Raw genomic sequence first — 19,891 nt, 5'->3', positions numbered from 1 at the left:
CGCGCGTCTCATGAGTGCCTCGCCAGGGCCGGAAGGGCGGGGGAGAAGACGGGATCGGCCCGGCGGGCCGCGGCGGCCGACTTCCCGGCCGCCTTCTCCCTGCCGAGGGCGCGCTCGATCTCCGCCCGGTGGTGGAGGAGCAACGCGTTGCGCCAGCCGGTGGCCGTCGCCTCGCGGGCGTACCGCAACGCCTCCTCGTCGCGGCCGGCCCGGTGCAGGGCCCAGGCCAGGGCGTCGGCGGCGACCAGGTTGGGGTGGCGGGCATACTCGGCGCGCGCGTGATCAACCGCCCGGGCCGGTGAGCCGTGGTCGGCCTCATATTCGGCCCACGTCAGGTCGTCCCTGACACCGGCCTGCCGCATCAGGTCCCGCTGCGCACGCAGCAGCGCCCACTGGTCCGACGGATCCCTGCCCGCCGCGATCAGCACCTCGGCATACTCGGTGACGTACTGGGCGAGGGGTAGGCGGGCGACGACGGTGGCGTAGAGATCGGCCGCATCGGCCGTCCGGCCGCCGAGCGCGGCGGCCCTGGCGGTCCCGGCGAGGGCCGGGGTGAAGCCGGGGTCGGCCTTCAGCGCGAGCCGATACTGCCGCGTGGCCTCGTCGAGATCACCCGAGTGCAGGGCCAGCTCTCCCAGATAGTGGCGGCAGTACGCGATGTCGGCGGGGGCGAAGGCGTCACGCAGCGCGTGCTCCAGCATGCGGCGGGCCTCGGCCCGGTCGCCGCGCAGTTCGGCGTCGTACGATGCGCGGGTGAAGGCGGCGACGCCGGGGTGCAGGGTCATCATCCTGTCGATCGCCTTGCCGGCGTCGCGGTAGCGGCCGAGCTGGGTGTAGGCGTCGGCGAGCACGGCCTGGGCGTCCACCCCGAAGGGGTTGGCGGCCTCCGACAGCCTGGCCAGCCGGACGGCCTCGGTGAAGTCGTGGCGGGCGGCGGCCAGCGCGGCGCGGCCGGTCAGCACGGCGAAGTCGTCCGGGCGGAGGGCGGTGGCGTGGGCCAGTGCCCGATCGGCGCCGGTGTAGTTGGACGGGTCGCCGGTCAGCCGCGCCTGCTGGACGAACGCCATGCCGAGCCGGGCCCATGCCTCGTGGTCCTTGGGCAGGCGGCGGAGCCGTGCGGTGAGCGAACGGATCGCCTCGCCGGGAGAGGCGTCCGAGACCGGTGTCTCGCCCGCCACCGCCACCGCCGCCGACGGGGGCGGGTCGCCGTCGGTGTGGGGGATCACCGCGGCGCCGAGGGTCAGCGCGGCGGCCAGGCCCGCCACGGCGGCGAGGCCGCGGATCTTCACGGAAATCTTCACGACGATCATCCCTTCGGAGGCGGGCGCGGGACCGGGGACACACCGGGGGACGCACCCCCGATCCCGCGCCTGCGACTCAGCTGCCGGCGGTCGCGGTCGTGCCGGGCAGCGGGATGTAGGGGAACCGCGTGGTGAACGGCTTGTCGTTGCCGTCCACCTTGTCTCCGGCGGCGAGGGCGTCGACGAGCTTGCCGGTCTGGGCGGCGCCGGCCATCGCCTGGAGGGCGATGTCGACCACGTCGTCGCCGAGGCGGCGGCCGTTGGGGAAGCCCTGCAGGTCACCGGCGAGCACGCCGAGCCGGTTCGGGTTCGCCGCGGGCGGGATCGCCATGTTGAGCCGCAGCATCTCCGCCGGGCGCAGCTTGCCGGCGTCCTTGTTCAGGATCTGCGAGTTGAGGTCCGCCTTGATCGGGCCGTTCGCCTTGGCGATGCCGGTCAGGAAGATCTCGGCCAGGTCGGTGCGCGGGGTCTTCGGCGCCTTGAGGCCGTAGATCGCTTCGAGGAGGCGGGGCACTTCGGGGCTGGTGACCCGCCGGACCACGGCCGGGATGCCCGCGTCCCGGCTCGGGGGCAGCGCGTTGAAGGCGTCCTTCAGGCCCGCCGGGACGACGACCTCGTTGACCAGGGGCTGGCCGAGGCGGGACACCTGGACGAATCCCCTGGGGCTCCACTTGTCCACGGTCGACCACACGCCGATGACCGGGTTGCGCCGGGCGTTCCCGCGCAGCGCGACCTCCTTCTTGGGCACCTGCACGGCCAGGGTGTGCACGTCGTAGCCGGCCAGCGTGTCCTGGCCGACCTCGGACAGGTTGCCGCCGTACAGCAGGTCGAAGACCCTCAGGTCGGCGAAGAACGCCTCGTCGGCCTGTCCGGCGAACGCCCTGCCGCCGCCGGACAGGCGCCGGATCGCCTGGTCGCGCAGCTTGCCGTAGTCGGGCATGGACGCGGCGCCGGTGAAGCTGGGGGCCACGACGCCGCTGGAGACCAGGGTCCGCGTCCCGGCCGGGCTGATCTTCTTGAGGGTGTAGCGCTGCCGGAACAGCAGGTTCCTGTCGTCGAGCGAGGTGACGGGGCCGTTGTTGTAAAGGAAGGTGCCCGCGCCGCGCCGGTCCTCGTTGCGGAACGTCCACTGGTAGGTGACGTCGGGCAGCGCGTCGCCGTTGTTGTCGATCTTGATCGAATACTGGGAGTTCGTGTCGAACTGGTAGAAGTTCGGCCCGCCGTTCGACTCCTCGAACGGGATGAAGTTGGCCATCAGCGTGACGGTGCCGGCCTTGTCCGGGCTGACGAAGGCGTACACGTCGGTGTTGTCGTTGCGGGGGTCGCCCGCGATCAGGGGTGCCTCGCGGTGCGAGGAGGCCGCGCCCGTGTCCGGTCGCAGCAGGGCGGCGGAGGCGGCGGTGGCGGCGGCCACCACGCCCGCCGTGCCGAGGGCGACGAGGGCGCGCCGGTCGATCCGGAGCTTCATGGTCTCCTGGGTCCTTTCGGGCTCCCGGCCAAGGGAGTGGCCGGTGTGTCGATGTCGGGAAAGGATCCGGCCGGATTCCTCGTCACTCATTCGGCACCGGACGGCCCCCGGATTGCCCTGATTTTTCGAGGTTTTCAGGGAATCCGGGGGCCGTCCGGCGCAGGGTGTCTTAGGCCGTCTGCACGTCCAGGAGCAGGATCGGCTGCGTGGTCGGCTGGCGGGAGCCGCCGGCCGGCTCCACGGTCACGCCCACCTTCTCGACGCCTCCGCGGGCGTCGACGATCACGGGCGGCACGTGCCCGGAGCCGTCCGGGCGCAGCAGCCCGGCCGACTCGACGCCGTCCGGCGCGATCCGCCACAGCTGGTACGTCCGCGACGGCGGCAGCGTGGACAGCCCCGACGAGACGAACACCAGCCTGCCCTGGGAGGGGGAGACCACGACGGTTCCGGTGGCTCCGCGGCCCGCCCCCGTGCCCGAGACCGAGCCCGAGGCCGTGCGGGCGTCCGGCGCCGCCAGCACCGCGGCCACCTGCCGGTCGCCGGCCCGGAGCCGTTCCAGCTCGTCCTGCGTGCGTACGGCGATCACGCCGAGCACCAGGGACGCGGCCACACCCACGGCGGCGAGTCCCGCGGCGACGCGCGGCCACCGTCGTGTGCGGGCTGTTGTGTCGCGTCTTCTGCCGCGTATTGGGGCGGGTCTTGGGGCGGGTCCTGGGGCGGCGACGGCCGGAGGGAGCTGGCGTACCCTGCCGATCTCGGCCATCACCGCCGCTCGCATGCCCGGCGGCGGTTCCACGGCGACGGCCTGTCCCAGCCGGGCGGCTGCCTCCGCCAGGCCGGCCACCTCCTGCGCGCACTCCTCGCAGACGGCCAGGTGCTCCTCGAACCTGCGCCGGTCGAGATCGTCGTCGATGGCGTCCAGCGCGTAGGCGCCCGCCAGGGTGTGCGGTTCGCTCATCGGTCCACCCCCAGGCAGTCGCGCATCCGGATCAGTCCGTCGCGCATCCGGGTCTTCACGGTCGCCAGCGGCACCTTCAGCAGCTCGGCGACCTCACGGTAGGAGTAGCCGTCGTAGTAGGCGAACGTCACCGACTCGCGCTGCAGCTCGGTCAGCGCGTTCAGGCAGCGGCGCAGCCGCTCCAGCTCCAGCGACTTCTCCACCGAGTCGGAGACCTCGTCGAAGGGCCGCCGTACGTCCAGCCGGGCCGCCCGATCCTCGCGGTTCACCGCCGCCTGTGCCGAGCGGACCCGGTCGACGGCCCGGCGGTGCGCGATCGTCATCACCCAGGCCCGCGCCGACGCCCTGCCGGGTTCATATCGGGCGGCGCTGCGCCACACCTCGACCAGCACGTCCTGCGCGACCTCCTCGCTCTGCGCCGGGTCGCGCAGCACCCGCAGCACCAGCCCGTACACCTGGCCCGCGACCAGGTCGTACATCTGCTCGAACGCCGCGTGGTCGCCTCGGGCGACCCGCACGAGTAAGCCTTCCAGCCCGCCGTCGGCGGCCTGTTCACGGTGCTCGGACGGTCCGCCGTCCCCCGGTCGCACCGTCGGTCTCCTCGGGCCCATGCCTCCTCCTCCGCCGCCTTCAGCTTTCGCCTGTGCTTCGGAGCCGGCCAGGCAGGGGATTGGTCTCCGTGCTCACATTCCCGTGCTCACATTCCCGTGCTCACATTCCCGTGCTCACATTCCCGTGCTCACATCATGCGCGCCGGAGGGCGAGAAGCAATTCGGCGTTGGACCCGGTGTTCTTCATCGAGGTGAGGAACGACTCGATGGACTCCTGGTCGTGCAGCGCCCGGCGGAGCCGGTGCGCCAGGGGAAGCTCGGCGGGGTCGAACAGGAGCTCCTCGCGGCGCGTGCCGGAGGCGACGACGTCGACGGCGGGGAAGATCCGGCGGTCGGCCAGGCTCCGGCTCAGCTTCAGCTCCATGTTGCCGGTGCTCTTGAACTCCTCGAAGAGGTTGTCGTCCATCTTCGAGCCCGTCTCGACCAGCGCGGTGGCGAGGATCGTGAGCGAGCCGCCGCCCTCGATGTTGCGGGCGGCGCCGAGCACCTTCTTGGGCTGGTGCAGGGCCCCGGCGTCCATGCCGCCCGTGAGCACGCGTCCGCCGCTCGGCGCGGCCATGTTGTACGCCCGGCCGAGGCGGGTGATCGAATCCATGAGCACGACCACGTCACGGCCCGACTCCACGAGCCGCTTGGCCCGCTCGACGGCGAGTTCGGCCGCGGTGACGTGGTCCTGCGGCGCACGGTCGAAGGTCGAGGCGATCACCTCGGCGCGGACCGACGCGCGCATGTCCGTGACCTCCTCGGGCCGCTCGTCCACCAGGACGACCATGAGGTGGCATTCGGGGTGGTTGGTGATGATCGCGTTCGCGACGGCCTTGAGGATCATGGTCTTGCCGGCCTTCGGCGGGGCGACGATCAAACCGCGCTGGCCCTTGCCGATCGGTGCGAGCAGGTCGATGACCCGCGTGGTCAGCACGTTGCGCGTCGTCTCCAGGCGGAGCCGCTCGTCGGGGTAGATCGGCACGAGGTCGGCGAAGTGCGGCCGCGCGGTGTCCACGGGCTCGCCGTTCACGATCGCGACGGAGCTGAGCATGCCGTTCTGGGCGACGCCGCGGACGTGGTCGCCGCGGCGCAGGTCGAGGGCGTCCACGAGCGCGGCCGGGACGGTCACGTCCTTCGGGCCGGGCAGGTAGCCGTTCGTACGGATCACCGTGTTCCTGCCCGATCGGTCGAGCAGGCCGGTGACCTCGATGGCCGGGGCGTCCTTCGTGCGGGCCTGTCTGGTGCGGGAAGCGCTGCGCTGCTTGGGAACGCTGAGAGTGGTGGTGGTCATGGGACTCCTCGTGTTGGAGTTGTGTGAGCTAAAGCAGGGGTGGAGCGTGGGTGGGTGTGCGCGTTCGTCCGGCCGCAGCGGGATTCTCGCGAAATTCGTGAAGGGGGCCGGAGCTGGAAGACCGGCCGGTTGTGCTGGGCGCGTATGGGCTCAGAGACGGAGCCAGAACCATACGGCTTGTCGCTGACTATAACAGGCGCACGTGTCGCGGCAATTCCCCCGAGAGCTTTTCGAGCTCTATAGGGCTCTGCGGGGCTCCATCGGGCTCCATCGGGCTCCAGCGGGCTCTATCGGGCTCTATCGGGCTTGGAGGGCGTCGAGCGCGACGGCCATGGCGATGACCAGGCGGCGGTCGAGGCGCGGATCGTGGATCTCGATGGCGTAGCGGTCGCGCAGGCCCCACCTGCGGTCGACCGAGAACGCGATCGAGGCGCCGATGCTGAAGTCGAAGTGGTACGGCAGCCACTGCAGCGAGTCGGAGAACCGGCGTAACAGGGCGACCGCCAGGCGCCGCTCCTGCCCGGTGAGCGTCGGCAGTCCCGGCTGCTGGAGATGCCAGGTCGAGCGGAGCAGCGACCGGCCGAAATCCTTGCGGAACGTCCCGATCGGGTTGCCCGCGTCGTCCACCACGTCGTACTCGCCCGCGAGGTCGAGGACCTTGCGCGCCTTGAATCCGGCCAGCTCCGTCTGCCGGGACTCGTCCGTGTAGAGCGTCACCTGCTCCTTGAGAGCCATCCGCTTCTGCTCGGCGAAGGCCACGACCTCGCCTTCCGAACCGTCGGGGTCCACCGCATGGACGACATACCTGTTCACCATCATGGTGATCTTCTGGCGCAGGTACAGGCGGGTCTGCGCCTGCAAGGTGGCGATATCCATGCGAGACTCCAAGGACGGTCTTTTGTCTCCCTATATGCCCTCTTCCCGAAGAAGATCACCAGCGGGATGCGGTCGAATCGACGGTCCGGTGCGCCGGGCGGCTGTCAGTGACCATAACCACACTTTTCAGGCTTGTCGCTCCAAGGGGATCTCCCTATAAGGTAAGGCTTACCTAAATTCAGCCCTCGGCAGGGAGCCCCCGTATGTCTCTCCGGCACCGCGGTATCGGTCTCGGCGGTATCGGTCTCGGTATCGGCGCCGTCGCAGTGGCCCTCTCACTGGTCGCCTGCGGCGCCTCCTCCGACAGCGGCGCGGCAAGCGGCGGAGGCACGAGCACGTCCGCCGCCGACGCCGCCAAGGCCGTCGCCAAGGGCGGCGCGGACTTCGGCACCGCCGCGGAGAAGACCGCCGCGATGGGCACCACCGCCAAGCCGGGCGAGTGGCCGCGCACCATCACCCACGCCATGGGCACGACCGAGATCAAGGCCCAGCCCAAGCGGGTCGTCGTCCTGGACGTCGGAGAGCTCGACAACGTCGTCTCTCTGGGCGTCAAGCCGGTCGGCTTCGCGCCCAGCGAGGGCTCGCCCGACCTGCCGTCCTACCTGAAGCAGGACGCCGGCACCCCGAAGAACGTCGGCACGATCAACAACCTCAACCTGGAGGCGATCGCCGGGCTGCACCCGGACCTCATCCTGGGCAGCCAGTTGCGCGCCGCCGAGCAGTACGACGAGCTGTCGAAGATCGCCCCGACCGTGTTCTCCATCCGTCCCGGGTTCACCTGGAAGGAGAACTACCTCCTCAACGCCGCCGCCCTCGACAAGACCGATGAGGCCAAGGCGAAGCTCGCCGAGTATGACGCCAAGGTGAAGGCCCTCGGCGCGAAGCTGGGCGACCACAAGCCCGTCGTCTCGATGGTGCGCTTCATGCCCAACGGCGTGATCCGGCTCTACGCCAACGCCTCCTTCATCGGCACCATCCTCAAGGACGCCGGCGTCCCGCGCCCGGCCAACCAGAACATCCCCGACCTCGCCGCCGAGGTGAGCGCGGAGAACATCGACCAGGCGGACGCGGACGTCATCTTCACCGGCGTCTACGGCGACCCGAAGGCCACGAACAAGGCGGCGGTCCAGGGCAACCCGCTGTGGCAGAACCTCAAGGCGGTCAAGGCGGGGCACGCCTACGAGGTCCCCGACGAGACCTGGTATCTCGGCCTCGGCGTCACCGCCGCCATGCAGGTCGTCGGCGACCTGGAGCGGTACCTCGTCAAGTAGGCGCGGTCCCGCTCTCCGAGAAAGCGAACGAATGTCCCGTGCCACCCTTCGCCGTGCCACCCTTCGCCGTGCCCCCCTTCGCCGTGCCCCCCTTCGCCGTGTCACCCGACGCCGTGTCGGTCCGGCCGCCGGGGGCGCGATCCTGCTGGCCCTCGCCGGGCTGCTGGTCCTCGCCGTGCTGCTCAGCCTCGCGGTGGGCAGCCGCCAGATCGCGCCGAGCGTGGTGATCGACGCGCTGACGCACGGCGGCGGCAGCGACGACGCCCAGGTCGTACGGTCGTTGCGGGTGCCCCGCACCCTCATCGGGGTGATGGCCGGCGTCGCCCTCGCCGTGGCCGGCACGGTCATGCAGGGCATCACCCGCAACCCCATCGCCGAGCCCGGCATCCTGGGCGTCAGCCAGGGCGCCTCGGTGGGCGTGGTGTGCGCGATCGCGTTCCTCGGAGTGCACTCGCTGACCGGTTATGTGTGGTTCGCCTTCGCGGGCGCGGGGATCGCGGCGGTCGCCGTCTACGTGATCGCCAGCGGCGGACGCGGCGGCGCCACCCCGGTCAAGCTCGCCCTGGCCGGCACCGCGATGAACGCCCTGCTCGCCTCCCTGGTCTCCGGCATCACCACGACCGACGCGCAAGCCCTCGACGAGTTCCGGTTCTGGCATGTCGGCTCGCTGAGCGGCCGGAGCGCCGAGATCGCCGGTCAGACCTGGCCGTTCCTCCTCGCGGGGCTGCTGCTGGTCCTCGCGATGGCCCGGGGGCTCGACGCGCTCGCGCTCGGCGAGGACGTCGCGAAGGGGCTCGGCCACAACGTCCCCCTGCTGCGGATCCTCGGGGGTCTCGGCGCCACCGTCCTGACCGGCGTCGCCGTCGCCGCCGCCGGTCCGATCGCCTTCACCGGCCTGGCCGTCCCGCACATCGCGCGGGCCATCGTGGGCACCGACCACCGCTGGGTGCTGCCCGCGGCGGCCCTGCTCGGTCCCGTGATGCTCCTGGTCGCGGACGTCATCGGCCGCGTCGTCTTCCCGCCCTCGGAGGTGCCGGTGGCGGTCACGACCGCACTGCTCGGCGTGCCGTTCCTGATCGCCCTCGTACGCAGGAAAGCGACGGTGGCGGCATGACGCGCCCCGTGGGCTTCGCCGTCCTGCGCGTGGGGCGGGCGAGCTTCCTGCTGCACCGCAGGGCGGCCCTCGTCGCCGTCCTGCTCGGCGCGGCGCTCGCGCTGGCCGCCGTCGCCTATCTGTGCGTGGGCGAGTCGTTCGTCGGTCCTGCGGAGGTCGTCCGGGTGCTGTGGGGGCAGCCGAGCCCCGACGCGTTCGTGGTCGGCACCCTGCGGATGCCCCGCCTCGCGGTCGGCCTGCTCGCCGGCGCCGCCTTCGGCCTGGCCGGATCCTTCGTCCAGACCGTGGCCCGCAACCCGCTCGCCAGCCCGGACGTGATCGGCGTGACCCAGGGCGCGGGCGCGGCGACCGTGGCCGCGATGACCTTCGGCGTCGCGGCGTACGACACCCTGCCGTACATCTCGATCGTCGGGGGCCTGGCCGCCGCCGCGCTGGTCTACGTCTTCGCCTGGCGCAGGGGCCTGCACGCCTCCCGCTTCGTGCTCATCGGCATCGGCATCTCGGTGGCCCTGGGTTCCCTGACCCAGTTGTTCCTCACCAAGGGCGACTTCCTGGTGGCCCAGCAGGCCAAGGTCTGGCTCACCGGGTCGCTCAACGGCCGCGGCTACGACCACGCCGCGCCGCTCGCCTCGATCCTGCTCGTGCTGACGCCGGCGCTGCTCTGGGCGGCGCGGGCCCAGCGCTCGGTGTCGTTCGACGACGACACGGCGACCGCTCTCGGCGTACGGCTCGGCCGGGTCCGCCTGGGCCTGATCGTTCTCGGCGTCGTCCTGGCGTCGGTGGCGACGGCCGCGGCGGGACCGGTCGACTTCGTCGCGCTGCTCGCCCCGCAGATCGCCCGCCGCCTGTCGCGCACCGCGCAGATCCCCCTGCTCGGTTCCGCGCTGACCGGCGCGCTGATCGTGACCGTGGCGGATCTGCTGGCCCGCAAGCTGTTCTCCCCGATCGAGCTGCCGGTCGGCGTGTTCACCGCGGTGGTGGGAGCTCCCTATCTGATGTGGCTGATCGTCCGCACTCGCAGCCGTTCCGGAGGCCCAGCATGACCGGAAACCGCCTGAGGGCCGAAGGGCTCGTGCTCACGTACGAGGACCGTACGGTGGTCGACGGCCTCGACCTGGAGATCCCGGACGGGCAGGTCACCGTCATCATCGGGCCCAACGCGTGCGGCAAGTCCACCCTCCTGCGTGCGCTGGGCCGGCTGCTCAAGCCGCGGCGCGGCTCGGTGCTGCTGGACGGCACCGAGCTGGCCCGCATCCCCACCAAACGCGTCGCCCAGGAGATCGGGCTGCTGCCGCAGACCCCGGTGCCGCCGGAGGGGATCACGGTCTCCGAACTCGTCACCCGCGGGCGGCAGCCCCACCACAAGTGGTGGCAGCAGTGGACGGAGGCGGACGAGAAGGCCGTCACCGAGGCGATGGACCGCACCGAGACCGGCGACCTCGCGGAGCGGCCGGTCGACGAGCTGTCCGGCGGCCAGCGTCAGCGGGCCTGGATCGCGATGGCCCTCGCCCAGGACACCGACCTCCTGCTGCTCGACGAGCCGACGACCTACCTCGACATCGCGCACCAGGTGGAGGTGCTCGACCTGGTGCGGCAGCTCAACCGGGAGCGCGGCCGGACCGTCGTCGTCGTCCTGCACGACCTCAACCAGGCCGCCCGCTACGCCGACCACCTCATCGCCATGAAGGCGGGGCGGATCGTCGCCCAGGGCGCACCCGGCGACGTCATCACCGGCGACCTGGTCCAGGAGGTCTTCGGGCTCGCCTCCGTCGTCGTGCCCGACCCGGTCACGGGCGGCCCGCTGGTCGTGCCGGGCGCGCCTGGCAGCACGGATAGGTCGGCACGGATAGGTCGGCACGGATAGGTCGGCACGGATGGGTTCTGTCGTCTCAGGGTCGAGATCGGGGTTTTCTCAGGGTTCCTCGTGGAACGGGTGCTTCTACGCCGTCCGTTGGACCGGATGACGAAAGGAGCCGATCGATGTACCGATCGAGACAGCACAAGATCATCGCAGGCGTCTGCGGGGGGATCGCGGACCGGTACGGCATGTCGCCGACGGTCGTGCGGGCGCTGTTCCTGCTGTCCTGCCTGCTTCCGGGCCCGCAGTTCGTGGCCTACATCATCATGTGGGTGCTGTTCCCCAAGGCTCCCGCCTCCTCGGACCACCACTACTCCTACGGGCACAGGTAGGAAGCACGGGGCCGTACGGCCGCGTTTATGCTCACATCGGAAGAGGTGAGCGATGATGCGGCAACGGCCCCTGACACTGGTCCAGGACGAGCTGGTCGACTACGAGAAGGCCATGGAGCGCATGGACGCGCTGGTGGCGGAGCGGCAGGACGACGCGCGGCCCGACACACTGTGGCTGCTCAGCCACCCGCCGGTCTTCACGATCGGCAAGCGGACGCTGGAGACCCACCTGCCCGACCCCTCGGCCGGCATCCCCGTGGTGCCGACCGGCCGCGGCGGCCAGCTCACCTATCACGGGCCCGGGCAGCTCGTCGGCTATCTCATCGTGAAGCTGCGGACCGGCGAGGGCGTGGTCGACTACATCCGCGAGGTCGAGCTACGGCTGGTCGAGGCGCTGGCGAAGCTCGGCGTCCCGGCCGAGCGGCGCGACACCCCGCCCGGGTCGGAGCTGCTCACGGGCGTGTGGACCCGGGACACCGGACGGAAGATCGTCTCGATCGGCATGCGGTCGAGTCGGTCGGTCACCAGCCACGGCTTCGCGCTCAATGTGGACGGCGACCTCACACCGTGGGACCTCGCGGTCCCGTGCGGCATGCCCGACGTGGAGATGACCTCGATCGCCCGCGAGCTCGGACGGGCCTCCATGGAGGAGACCCGCCGAGTCGTCGCGGAGGCGTTCGAGGCCTCCTGAGGGGTTACGCGACCGGTTCGCGGTCGCCCGCGTCGTCGACCGTACGGCGGGGGCCGGCGAACCAGTGCTTGGCCGACAGGTGCCACCACAGGGCGATGCCGATGAGCACGGCCCCCACGGCGATGGGGGCGTAGTTCACCGACGTCCAGGTGAAGTCCTTGTTGCCCGGGACGCCCGAAGGGGCGATGGGCAGGACGAAGTAGATCGAGATGATCGCGATCTCGATCACCGCGATCCAGGACAACGCCTTGTATTTGGGGCCGAGGGTCCAGGGTCCGGGCTGGAAGGAGTCGCCTGCGCGCAGGCGCAGCCAGATCGGGATGAGGAACGCGAGGTAGAGCCCGATCACCGCGATCGACACCACGGCGAGGAACGCCACCGGGGTCGTCGTGCCCTCGGGTGCGTAGAGCGCGGGCAGCGTGATCAGCAGCGCGACCCCGCAACCGCCGATGATCGCGTTGACCGGCGTGCGGTTGCGGTCGACCTTCGACCACAGCCGCCAGCCCGGCACCGCGCCGTCCCGTGAGAACGCGTACGTCATCCGCGACATCGAGGTCACGCAGCTCATGCCGCAGAAGAACTGCCCGATCGTGGAGATGCCGAAGATGACGGTGGCGAGAGTGGACGACAGCGACGACGTGAAGATGGCGCCGACGAAGCCGCCCTCGGCGTTGACGGCGTCCACGTTCGTGGCCGCGAACAGGAACGACAGCAGCAGGATCCAGCCGCCGATCGCCGAGTAGAAGATCGACTGCCACAGGCCCTTGGCCGCCGTGCGGGCCGCGCCGTGGGTCTCCTCGGACACGTGGGCGCAGGCGTCGAAGCCGGTGATCGTGTACTGCGTGAGCAGGAAGCCCAGCGGCAGCACGTACAGCCAGAACGTCGGTCCCGACTCGCCGTCGCCGAAGCCGGAGTTGTTGAACGTCTCGAACAGGAAGCCCACATCCTGGTGCTTCGACGGGCCGAAGATCAGGATCAGCACGACCGCCGCCGCACCGAACACGTGCCACCACACCGAGACGTTCTGCAGCACGGAGATCAGGCGGTGGCTGAAAATGTTGATCAACGCGTGCAGCACCAGGACGATCGCGAACAGCAGGAAGGTCTGGTGCAGCGCGTTGCCGTTGGCCCACGAGTCGCTGAACCGGCCGATCGTGATGTTCAGGAACGTCGCGCAGCCGTAGTCGACCGACGCGGTCACCGCGATCAGGCCGATCAGGTTGAGCCAGCCGGTGAACCAGCCGTGGACGGGCCCGCCCAGCTTGGCCGCCCACCAGTAGATGCCGCCCGCCGTGGGATACGCGGAGACCAGCTCCGCCATGCAGAACCCGATGATCAGGATGAACGCCGAGATCAGCGGCCAGCCGATGGAGATCGCAAGGGGCCCGCCGTTGTTCCACGCCTGGCTGAAGGTGGTGAAGCATCCCGCCAGGATCGAGATGATGGAAAAGGAGATCGCGAAGTTGGAGAACCCGCTCCAGGTGCGGGCCAGTTCCTGCTTGTAACCGAGTTCCGCTAGTCGTTTGGCGTCGTCGTCGAGGGCTTGCGCCACTGAGGCCTCCTCTTACCTACTGGTGCGGAGTTCTCGGACGCCGTCGAGCAGGCGTCCGAAGCTGGGATCCCCGAGGTCGCGTACGGCTTGCGCGAACTTGTCGGCGGCCTCGGCGGAATAGTCGAACCCGGGCAGAGCCGTGTTGCGGACCAGTCCCTCGTGGATGACGAACCAGAGCGTCCAGGTGAGGTTGGACATGATCAGATTCAGCCGCACCCGGGGGACGTGCTCGTCGTCGCCGAAGTAGGCGCGCGTGAGCCGTACGACCTGGTCGGGATCGAAGTCGGATTCGGCGGCGATGTCCCCGAGCTCAAAACAGGGGTCGTTGTTGCCGGAGAGCTGGTAATCGACGATCCGGACGCCGTCGCCGGTGGCGATCATGTTCTCGGCCAGCAGGTCGTTGTGGCAGGGGACCGCGGGGAGCGGGCGCCGGGCCAGCGCCGCCTCGATATCGGCCACGACCGGCAGCACGTCCTCATAGCCGGCAGGGAGGGCCAGGCCGTGGGCGCGGCAGCGCGTCACGAACTCCCGGAGCCTGCCGAAGATCGAGAAGTCGTTGCCGAAGCGCGGGCCCGCGTGCAGGCGGCGGCAGGCGACCGCCACCTCCTCGATCCGCGCGGCCACGGCCGGGGCGTCGAGGGTGACCCCCTCGACCCACTCGAGGAGCAGGACGCCCGGCAGCACGTGGACCACGCGAGGGCCGATCCCGGACGTCGCGGCGGCGACCGTGTTGGCGATCTCCTGGTCGAGCGGGATGCCGAGGCCGGTCTCGGAGATGCGCGGGTCGAGCACCCGCAGGAGCCAGCGGTCGCCGTCCTCGCTGTCGACCCTGGCGATGTGGTGGCTGAGCCCGCCCTTGATCGTCGTGAAGGTCAGCGGCCGCCCGGCCCAGGCCGTGACGAGATCCATTGTGTCTGCGACGGGATCTGGCATGCCCGGCTCCTTTTGGTCTACCTTCAGACCATTGATCCGATTGTCTGGGCCGGGTGTTACAGGACGGTACCGATGTCGCAACTTCCAGCAGACGCCAGAGCCGTCGTCATCGGCGGCGGAGTGGCCGGATGCAGCGTCGCCTATCACCTCGCCAGGCTCGGCTGGACCGACGTGATCCTGGTCGAGCGGCACGATCTCACCGAGGGCACGACCTGGCACTCCGCCGGCTTCGTCGGCCAGCTCAGGTCCACCGTCACGCAGACCAGAATGATCATGTATTCGGCCGGTCTCTACCCGGAACTGCGTGAGCTGACCGGGCTCGATCCCGGCTGGCACGGCGTGGGTGGCCTGCGCCTGGCCACCACCCCCGAGCGCATGGAGGAACTGCTGCGTCAGGCCGGGGCCGCCGAGACGTACGGGCTCGACCTGGAGCTGCTCGACCCCCGGGGCACGCTCGACCGGCTGCCGCTGCTGGAGGTGGGCGACGTCCTCGGGTCGCTGTGGCTGCCCGGGGACGGCTGGCTCGACCCGGCCCGGCTCGGTCACGCCCTGGCCGAGGGCGCCCGCAGGCTCGGCGTACGGATCTTCACCGGCGTCGAGGTCACCGGCGTCGACGTCCACGACGGCCGGGTCGCCGCCGTACGGCTGGCCGTGGCTGGTGTCGACCATGTCGTCCGTACGGAGACCGTCGTGAACGCGGCGGGGGCGGCGGCCGGGGTGATCGGCCGGATGGCCGGAGCCGACATCCCGATCGTGCCGATCAAGCACCAGTACGTCGTGACCCCGCCGTCCGGCGTCCCGGCGGACACGCCGACCGTCCGCGACCCGGACAACATCGTGTACTTCCGTGAGGAGGACGGCGGCATCCTCGTCGGCGGCTACATCAGGAGCCCGCAGGTCTGGGACGCCGCCCGGCCCCTGTCCGAGCCCCGCACCCTCTTCGCGCCCGACATGCCGAAGTTCCGCGAGTCGTGGGAGTCGGCGGTCCGGCGGGTGCCGTCACTCAAGCCGGTCGGGGACGGCGACGACCCGGCGGCGTTCCGCAAGGCCGTCCACGGGCCGGAGGCGTTCACGCCCGACGGGGAGTTCCTGCTGGGGGAGACCGAGGTCGCCGGACTGTGGGTGGCGGCCGGTTTCTGCGTCCACGGCCTGGCCGCCGCGGGCGGTGTCGGCAAGGTCATGGCCGAGTGGATCGTCGAGGGCGCCCCCGAATATGACGTCTTCGGCATGGACATCCGCCGCTTCGGCTCTTATGCCCGATCGGCCCGCTGGGCCCGCGCCAGGGCCCTGGACTCCTACAGCAAGTACTACGACATCGTCTATCCCGGCGAGGAGCGCACCGCCGCCCGGCCGCTGCGCCGTTCGCCCGCCTGGATGCGGCACGAGGCGCTGGGCGCGTCCTTCGGCGAGAAGGCCGGCTGGGAGCGGGTCAACTGGTATCCGCCCATGTCGGACGCTCCGGATTCGGGTGCGCCGGATGGGGACGGGGCACGGCCGAGGGGCTGGGCCGGCCGGGTCTGGTCTCCGGCGATCCGCGAGGAGTGCCTGGCGACGCGGGACGCCGCCGGGCTGTTCGACCAGTCGTCCTTCGCCAAGCTGGAAATATCCGGATCCGTCGCCGACCTGGAGCGGCTCGCGGGCAACTCCCTGGACCGTGCGGAGGGCTCGGTCGTCTACACCCAGCTGCTCAACGCCCGCGGCGGCATCGAGGCCGACGTGACCGTGACCCGGCTCTCGAAGGGCCGGTTCCGTCTCGTCACCGGCACCGCGTTCGGGCCTCACGACGCCGCCCTGCTGCGCCGTCACGGCCTCACGGTCACCGACGTCACCTCCGCCTACGCCTGCTACTGCCTGTGGGGGCCTCGCGCGTACGACATCCTGGCGTCGCTCACCGACGACGATCTGACCTTCGGCTACCTGCGGGCCGCCGAGATCAGCGTGGGACACGTCCCGGTGCTCGCCCAGCGGGTCACGTTCGTGGGCGAGTTCGGCTGGGAGCTCTACTGCCCGTCCGAATATGGGCTGACGTTGTGGGACTCCCTCATGGAGGCGGGCCTGCCGCACGGCATGCGGCCCGCGGGCTACCGCGCGCTCGACTCGCTGCGGCTGGAGAAGGGCTACCGCCTGTGGGGCCTCGACATCACACCCGAGACCACCCCTCTGGAGGCCGGGCTCGCCTTCGCCGTCCGCCCGGAGCGCCGGGCCGCCCTGCCCCGTCCCCGTACGGCGCTGCGCTGCCTGGTGCTGGACGACGAGCGTGACGTCTGCCTGGGCGGCGAACCCGTCCGGCTGGACGGCCGCCCCATCTCCCGCGTCACCAGCGGCGGTTTCGGCCACCGAGTCGGCCGCTCGATCGCGTACGCATACCTGCCCCTGGACGTGCAGCCCGACGGCGTGGAGATCGGCGCCGTGGAGATCGGTGGCCGTGTGGAGATCGGCGTCAACGGCGGTCGCGTGGGCGCCACCGTCGTCCAAGAACCCCTCTACGACCCGGACGGCCTTCGTATCAAGGCCGAGCCCTGGCACTAGGGCCCGTACGGAGCTGATGCAGGCCGTGATCGCCGAGGCCGGCGCTCGCGGGCAGGTTGATCTCGATCTGGTCAGTGTGGACTCCACCACGGCCCGCGCTCACCACCACGCCGCCGGAACGGCCTTGGACGGTGAACTCCTCTCCGAAGCCTCGGGGCTGCCTGAAGATCCGAAGTCCGTACAGGCCCTGGATCCCTGACGTGTGTCTTTATCCTTGAGGGGAACCCTGAGCAGATTCTGAAGACCAAGGAGATCATGGCCCTGCGGTTCGAGCATCGCGTCACCGAGATCGACGTGAGCATCGTCGACCGGGTGTGGCGCACCAGCAGCGGCGCCGATGACACGATGACGTCCGCAGCGCGCACCTGCTTGCATCTGATCCTTTCGCGGACGCAGGAATGCCTGCTCGCCGGCCTGCGCGGGCCGGAGACGAGGGCGACCCCCGCACCGGTCCCGCCGTACACCGAGTTCCTCGGGGTCCGATTCACGCTCGGTACGGTTCTTCGGCCACATCCGGCAGCCTCGATCATCGACGGGTACGTGCCGTTCCCAGTGACGGACTCGGGGAGAGTCATCATCGGCGGCGAGGACTGGGAGGCGCCGACGTACGAGAACGTCGAATGCTTTATCCGGCGACTGCTGGACGCGGGTCTGCTGGTGCGATCGCGCCTCGGGGACGAGGAGGACGTCGCCGGGCATCCCGAGGCCAGCCCCACCCTGCGTACCCTCCAGCGCCGATACCGTGCGATCACCGGACTGTCGCAAACCGCAGTGACGCAGATCGACCGCGCGAACGCCGCGGCCACGATGTTGCGCGACGGCCACGATTGGCGCGTGGTCGTCGAGGCGCTCGGGTACTTCGACCAGGCCCACCTCGCACATGCGCTACGTCGCTACGTAGGGCGCACCGCGCGCGAACTGCGGGAGGGCGGCGACCATGCCGCGATGTCGTTCCTGTACAAGACTCACCCTGGGCCCGGGAGCTAGCGTCTGCCTGCCGGTCAGCCCTGGCCGGCTGTCCGCGACCCGAATCCCCGGGGGAGAACCGTGCTGCTCAGCGTCAACACCTTCATCAGTCTCGACGGCGTCATGCAAGGGCCCGGAGCCCCCGACGAGGACCGCTCCGACGGCTTCGACCGCGGCGGGTGGCTCGTTCCGCACGCCTCGGTGCACACCAACGAGGTTGTCGAGAGCTGGTTTCGTGAGGCCGACGCCTTCCTCTTCGGCCGCACGAGCTTCGAGCTGCTCGGTGGGTATTGGCCGAAGGTCACCGAACCTGACGACCTGATCGCCACCAAGCTCAACACGCTGCCGAAGTATGTCGTCAGCTCGACGCTGTCCGACGAGGAAGCCGACTGGAGCCCGACGACTGTCCTGCGCGGTGAACTGGTCGACGAGGTACGCCGCCTCAAGGAGCTTCCCGGTATGGAGCTCCAGGTTCACGGAAGCTGGAAGCTGGTGCAGACGCTGCATCAGGCAGGACTTGTCGACCTCTACCGGCTGCTCCAGTACCCAGTCGTCGTCGGGACGGGGAAGCGCCTGTTCCCGGACGGATCGACGCCCGCGACGTTCACGACCGTGGACGAGAATTCGCGTGTGCTGCCCGGCGGCATCGTCTCGCTGACCCTCAAGCCCTCGAGTCTCGGGGCGATCTCCGCGGGTGCGTACACCGTGGACGAGGGGCGCTCGGCGACGGTCCTCGGATGACACTGGTGTCCGCCCGGCTTTGGGATGCTGATCGCCGGCCAGAGCGAAGGGGCCCATGAAGCCCTGCGGTGCACGGCGAAGAACTGTGCGCCCAGCGGACAGCGCACCGGCGACTCTCGCGTCGGCCCTCGTGTCGGACCTCGTGTCGGCCCTCGGCCCTGGTGGTCATTCCCGCAGTCGCCCGGGCCTGCCTGCGCGTCGCCCCTCCTTCATCCCTCACTCCCCGCCTCATTCCCGTAGTCGCCGGGCTCCCAGGCGATGGTAGGTGAAGGCCCAGCGGTCTTTGCCTTCTTTGCGGCGGGTGTAGCGGTCGGGGTGCTGGTAGCGGTGGCGGTTGTGGAACTGGCAGGCCGGTCCGAGCAGTTTCAGGTCGGTGAGGCCGCCGGTGCTCCAGTTGTCGGCGTGGTCGATCTGGCACATGGTCGCGGGCAGGGGGCAGCCGTCGATCCAGCAGGTGGCGTACCGGGCGAAGATGGCCCTGCGCTGGGCGGGGGTGGCCAGGCGGACTTTGCGGCCCATGTCGAGGACCTGTCCGTCGGCGTTCATGACGATCCGGACCAATGTGCTGGTGCGGGCGAGGCGGTGCACGCTGGAGACGGGCAGCACCTGCCCGGTCGCCAGCAGCAACCCCGGCACCATTCCCAACGAGGCTCCCAGCGTCGTCCCCAGGAACGCCCCGGGAAGCGTACCTGCCGCCCCTCCCGGCGCCCCTCCCGGAGCTGCTCCCGATGACGCCCCCTCCGACGTCCCCGGCGTGCCCTGGCCATGCCGACAGTCCCCCGGAGGCCGAGGCCCGGCGTGGGTGTGATGCGCGGAGGCGTCCTCGGGAGGGGGATCCGGCCACGCTGCCTCCGGTGGCTCGCACTCGCCGGGCCGCCGCTCACCGGCTCCACAGCCGCGAGACTCCTTGTCACGGAGTCCGGCCGCGGCGTCGGCAGGGGCAGGGGCGGGGTCGGTGGCGGGGTCGGCCTCGGCCGTGCCTGAACCATTGACGTCGGCCTCTGCGATATCGCAGGCGTTGGCGGCGCTCGCGGTACCGACATCCGTGGTGTCCGCATCGGCATCGGTTCCCACATCGGCAGCGGCCTCGGCCTCGGCAGTGTAGGGCCCGTCCGGGACGTCGGGGGCGTCGGTGCGGCCCGCAGCGCCGGGGTCGCCCATCGCGCCGAAGACGGTGTCGTCGGCCTCGCTCGGGTCGTCGGCGCTTCCGGTGCCGTCGGGGGCATAGTCACCGATGTCGTCGGTGCTCCCGGCACAGGCGTCAGCGGCTCCGTCGGCACTGGCATCGCTCGCCGCACCGGCACCTGCCTCGGCCTCGCTGGGGTCGTCGGCGCTTCCGGTCTCATTGGGAGCAGGGCCGCCGGTGTCGTCGGCCTCGCCCTCAGCAAGGTCGGTGTCTGTGGGATCGGTGGCT

Annotated in this window: 18 protein-coding genes and 1 pseudogene; 10 read left to right on the top strand and 9 right to left on the bottom strand. The window is 70.6% G+C overall.

From position 1 onward, the window contains the following. Window positions 1–8 precede the first annotated feature (8 nt). The 6 genes and pseudogenes from FLX08_RS26340 to FLX08_RS26315 form a co-directional block, all read right to left on the bottom strand. Window positions 9–1,301 (bottom strand): tetratricopeptide repeat protein, encoded by a 1,293-nt coding sequence (locus tag FLX08_RS26340; protein ID WP_142622444.1) that lies wholly within the window; start codon window positions 1,299–1,301, stop codon window positions 9–11. Window positions 1,302–1,377: 76 nt separating this feature from the next. Then, window positions 1,378–2,769 carry a DUF4331 domain-containing protein gene (locus tag FLX08_RS26335; protein ID WP_142622442.1) on the bottom strand — a complete coding sequence of 464 codons (1,392 nt, stop codon included), beginning with the start codon at window positions 2,767–2,769 and terminating at the stop codon, window positions 1,378–1,380. Window positions 2,770–2,938: 169 nt separating this feature from the next. Then, entirely contained in the window at window positions 2,939–3,727 is a 789-nt protein-coding gene (locus tag FLX08_RS26330) for an anti-sigma factor (protein ID WP_142622440.1), read from the bottom strand. Continuing rightward, window positions 3,724–4,317, bottom strand: coding sequence for an ECF RNA polymerase sigma factor SigK (gene sigK / locus FLX08_RS26325; protein ID WP_280117133.1), 594 nt, complete (start codon window positions 4,315–4,317; stop codon window positions 3,724–3,726). The genes FLX08_RS26330 and sigK overlap by 4 nt, the downstream gene beginning before the upstream one ends. A gap of 154 nt (window positions 4,318–4,471) precedes the next feature. Then, window positions 4,472–5,551, bottom strand: a pseudogene (rho, locus tag FLX08_RS26320) (transcription termination factor Rho); the annotation flags it as partial. Window positions 5,552–5,911: 360 nt separating this feature from the next. Continuing rightward, window positions 5,912–6,490, bottom strand: coding sequence for an LURP-one-related/scramblase family protein (locus FLX08_RS26315; RefSeq protein WP_142622434.1), 579 nt, complete (start codon window positions 6,488–6,490; stop codon window positions 5,912–5,914). 203 nt (window positions 6,491–6,693) lie between these two features. On the opposite strand from FLX08_RS26315, the gene FLX08_RS26310 reads away from it, so the two are divergent. The 6 genes from FLX08_RS26310 to lipB all read left to right on the top strand — a co-directional run bounded on the left by FLX08_RS26310 (window position 6,694) and on the right by lipB (window position 11,756). Then, entirely contained in the window at window positions 6,694–7,761 is a 1,068-nt protein-coding gene (locus FLX08_RS26310) for an iron-siderophore ABC transporter substrate-binding protein (RefSeq protein ID WP_142622433.1), read from the top strand. Window positions 7,762–7,792: 31 nt separating this feature from the next. After that, window positions 7,793–8,875: a FecCD family ABC transporter permease gene (locus FLX08_RS26305; RefSeq protein ID WP_142622431.1), complete on the top strand. Its 1,083-nt coding sequence runs from the start codon at window positions 7,793–7,795 to the stop codon at window positions 8,873–8,875. Continuing rightward, a complete protein-coding gene (locus tag FLX08_RS26300) occupies window positions 8,872–9,918 on the top strand; it encodes a FecCD family ABC transporter permease (RefSeq protein ID WP_142622429.1) in 1,047 nt (348 codons plus the stop codon). The genes FLX08_RS26305 and FLX08_RS26300 overlap by 4 nt, the downstream gene beginning before the upstream one ends. Further along, window positions 9,915–10,739 carry an ABC transporter ATP-binding protein gene (locus FLX08_RS26295; protein ID WP_142622427.1) on the top strand — a complete coding sequence of 275 codons (825 nt, stop codon included), beginning with the start codon at window positions 9,915–9,917 and terminating at the stop codon, window positions 10,737–10,739. The genes FLX08_RS26300 and FLX08_RS26295 overlap by 4 nt, the downstream gene beginning before the upstream one ends. A 116-nt stretch (window positions 10,740–10,855) precedes the next feature. Beyond that, entirely contained in the window at window positions 10,856–11,065 is a 210-nt protein-coding gene (locus tag FLX08_RS26290; RefSeq protein ID WP_142622425.1) for a PspC domain-containing protein, read from the top strand. Window positions 11,066–11,117: 52 nt separating this feature from the next. Beyond that, window positions 11,118–11,756: a lipoyl(octanoyl) transferase LipB gene (lipB, locus tag FLX08_RS26285; RefSeq protein ID WP_142622423.1), complete on the top strand. Its 639-nt coding sequence runs from the start codon at window positions 11,118–11,120 to the stop codon at window positions 11,754–11,756. A gap of 4 nt (window positions 11,757–11,760) precedes the next feature. On the opposite strand, the gene FLX08_RS26280 is transcribed toward lipB, so the two are convergent. Beyond that, window positions 11,761–13,308, bottom strand: a complete 1,548-nt coding sequence (locus tag FLX08_RS26280) for an amino acid permease (protein ID WP_142622421.1) — start codon at window positions 13,306–13,308, stop codon at window positions 11,761–11,763. A 12-nt stretch (window positions 13,309–13,320) separates the two neighbouring features. Then, window positions 13,321–14,241 carry a choline/ethanolamine kinase family protein gene (locus FLX08_RS26275; RefSeq protein ID WP_142622419.1) on the bottom strand — a complete coding sequence of 307 codons (921 nt, stop codon included), beginning with the start codon at window positions 14,239–14,241 and terminating at the stop codon, window positions 13,321–13,323. A gap of 72 nt (window positions 14,242–14,313) precedes the next feature. On the opposite strand from FLX08_RS26275, the gene FLX08_RS26270 reads away from it, so the two are divergent. The 4 genes from FLX08_RS26270 to FLX08_RS26255 are packed head-to-tail and all read left to right on the top strand — an operon-like array spanning window position 14,314 to window position 18,477. Then, complete coding sequence (locus FLX08_RS26270) at window positions 14,314–16,770, top strand: GcvT family protein (protein WP_142622417.1); 2,457 nt, start codon at window positions 14,314–14,316, stop codon at window positions 16,768–16,770. A gap of 16 nt (window positions 16,771–16,786) precedes the next feature. Further along, window positions 16,787–16,969, top strand: coding sequence for a hypothetical protein (locus tag FLX08_RS26265; protein ID WP_142622415.1), 183 nt, complete (start codon window positions 16,787–16,789; stop codon window positions 16,967–16,969). Between the two features lie 56 nt (window positions 16,970–17,025). Then, window positions 17,026–17,757: a helix-turn-helix domain-containing protein gene (locus tag FLX08_RS26260; RefSeq protein WP_142622413.1), complete on the top strand. Its 732-nt coding sequence runs from the start codon at window positions 17,026–17,028 to the stop codon at window positions 17,755–17,757. Window positions 17,758–17,817: 60 nt separating this feature from the next. Beyond that, window positions 17,818–18,477 carry a dihydrofolate reductase family protein gene (locus FLX08_RS26255; RefSeq protein WP_142622411.1) on the top strand — a complete coding sequence of 220 codons (660 nt, stop codon included), beginning with the start codon at window positions 17,818–17,820 and terminating at the stop codon, window positions 18,475–18,477. Between the two features lie 228 nt (window positions 18,478–18,705). On the opposite strand, the gene FLX08_RS26250 is transcribed toward FLX08_RS26255, so the two are convergent. Continuing rightward, the coding region (locus FLX08_RS26250; RefSeq protein WP_142622409.1) for an HNH endonuclease signature motif containing protein at window positions 18,706–19,891 on the bottom strand (1,186 nt) is incomplete at its 5' end.

Source organism: Microbispora hainanensis (genome assembly GCF_006874475.1).
Classification (GTDB): domain Bacteria; phylum Actinomycetota; class Actinomycetes; order Streptosporangiales; family Streptosporangiaceae; genus Microbispora; species Microbispora hainanensis.
Note: the sequence above shows the minus strand (reverse complement) of the source record. Positions and strands in the feature narration are given on the sequence as shown.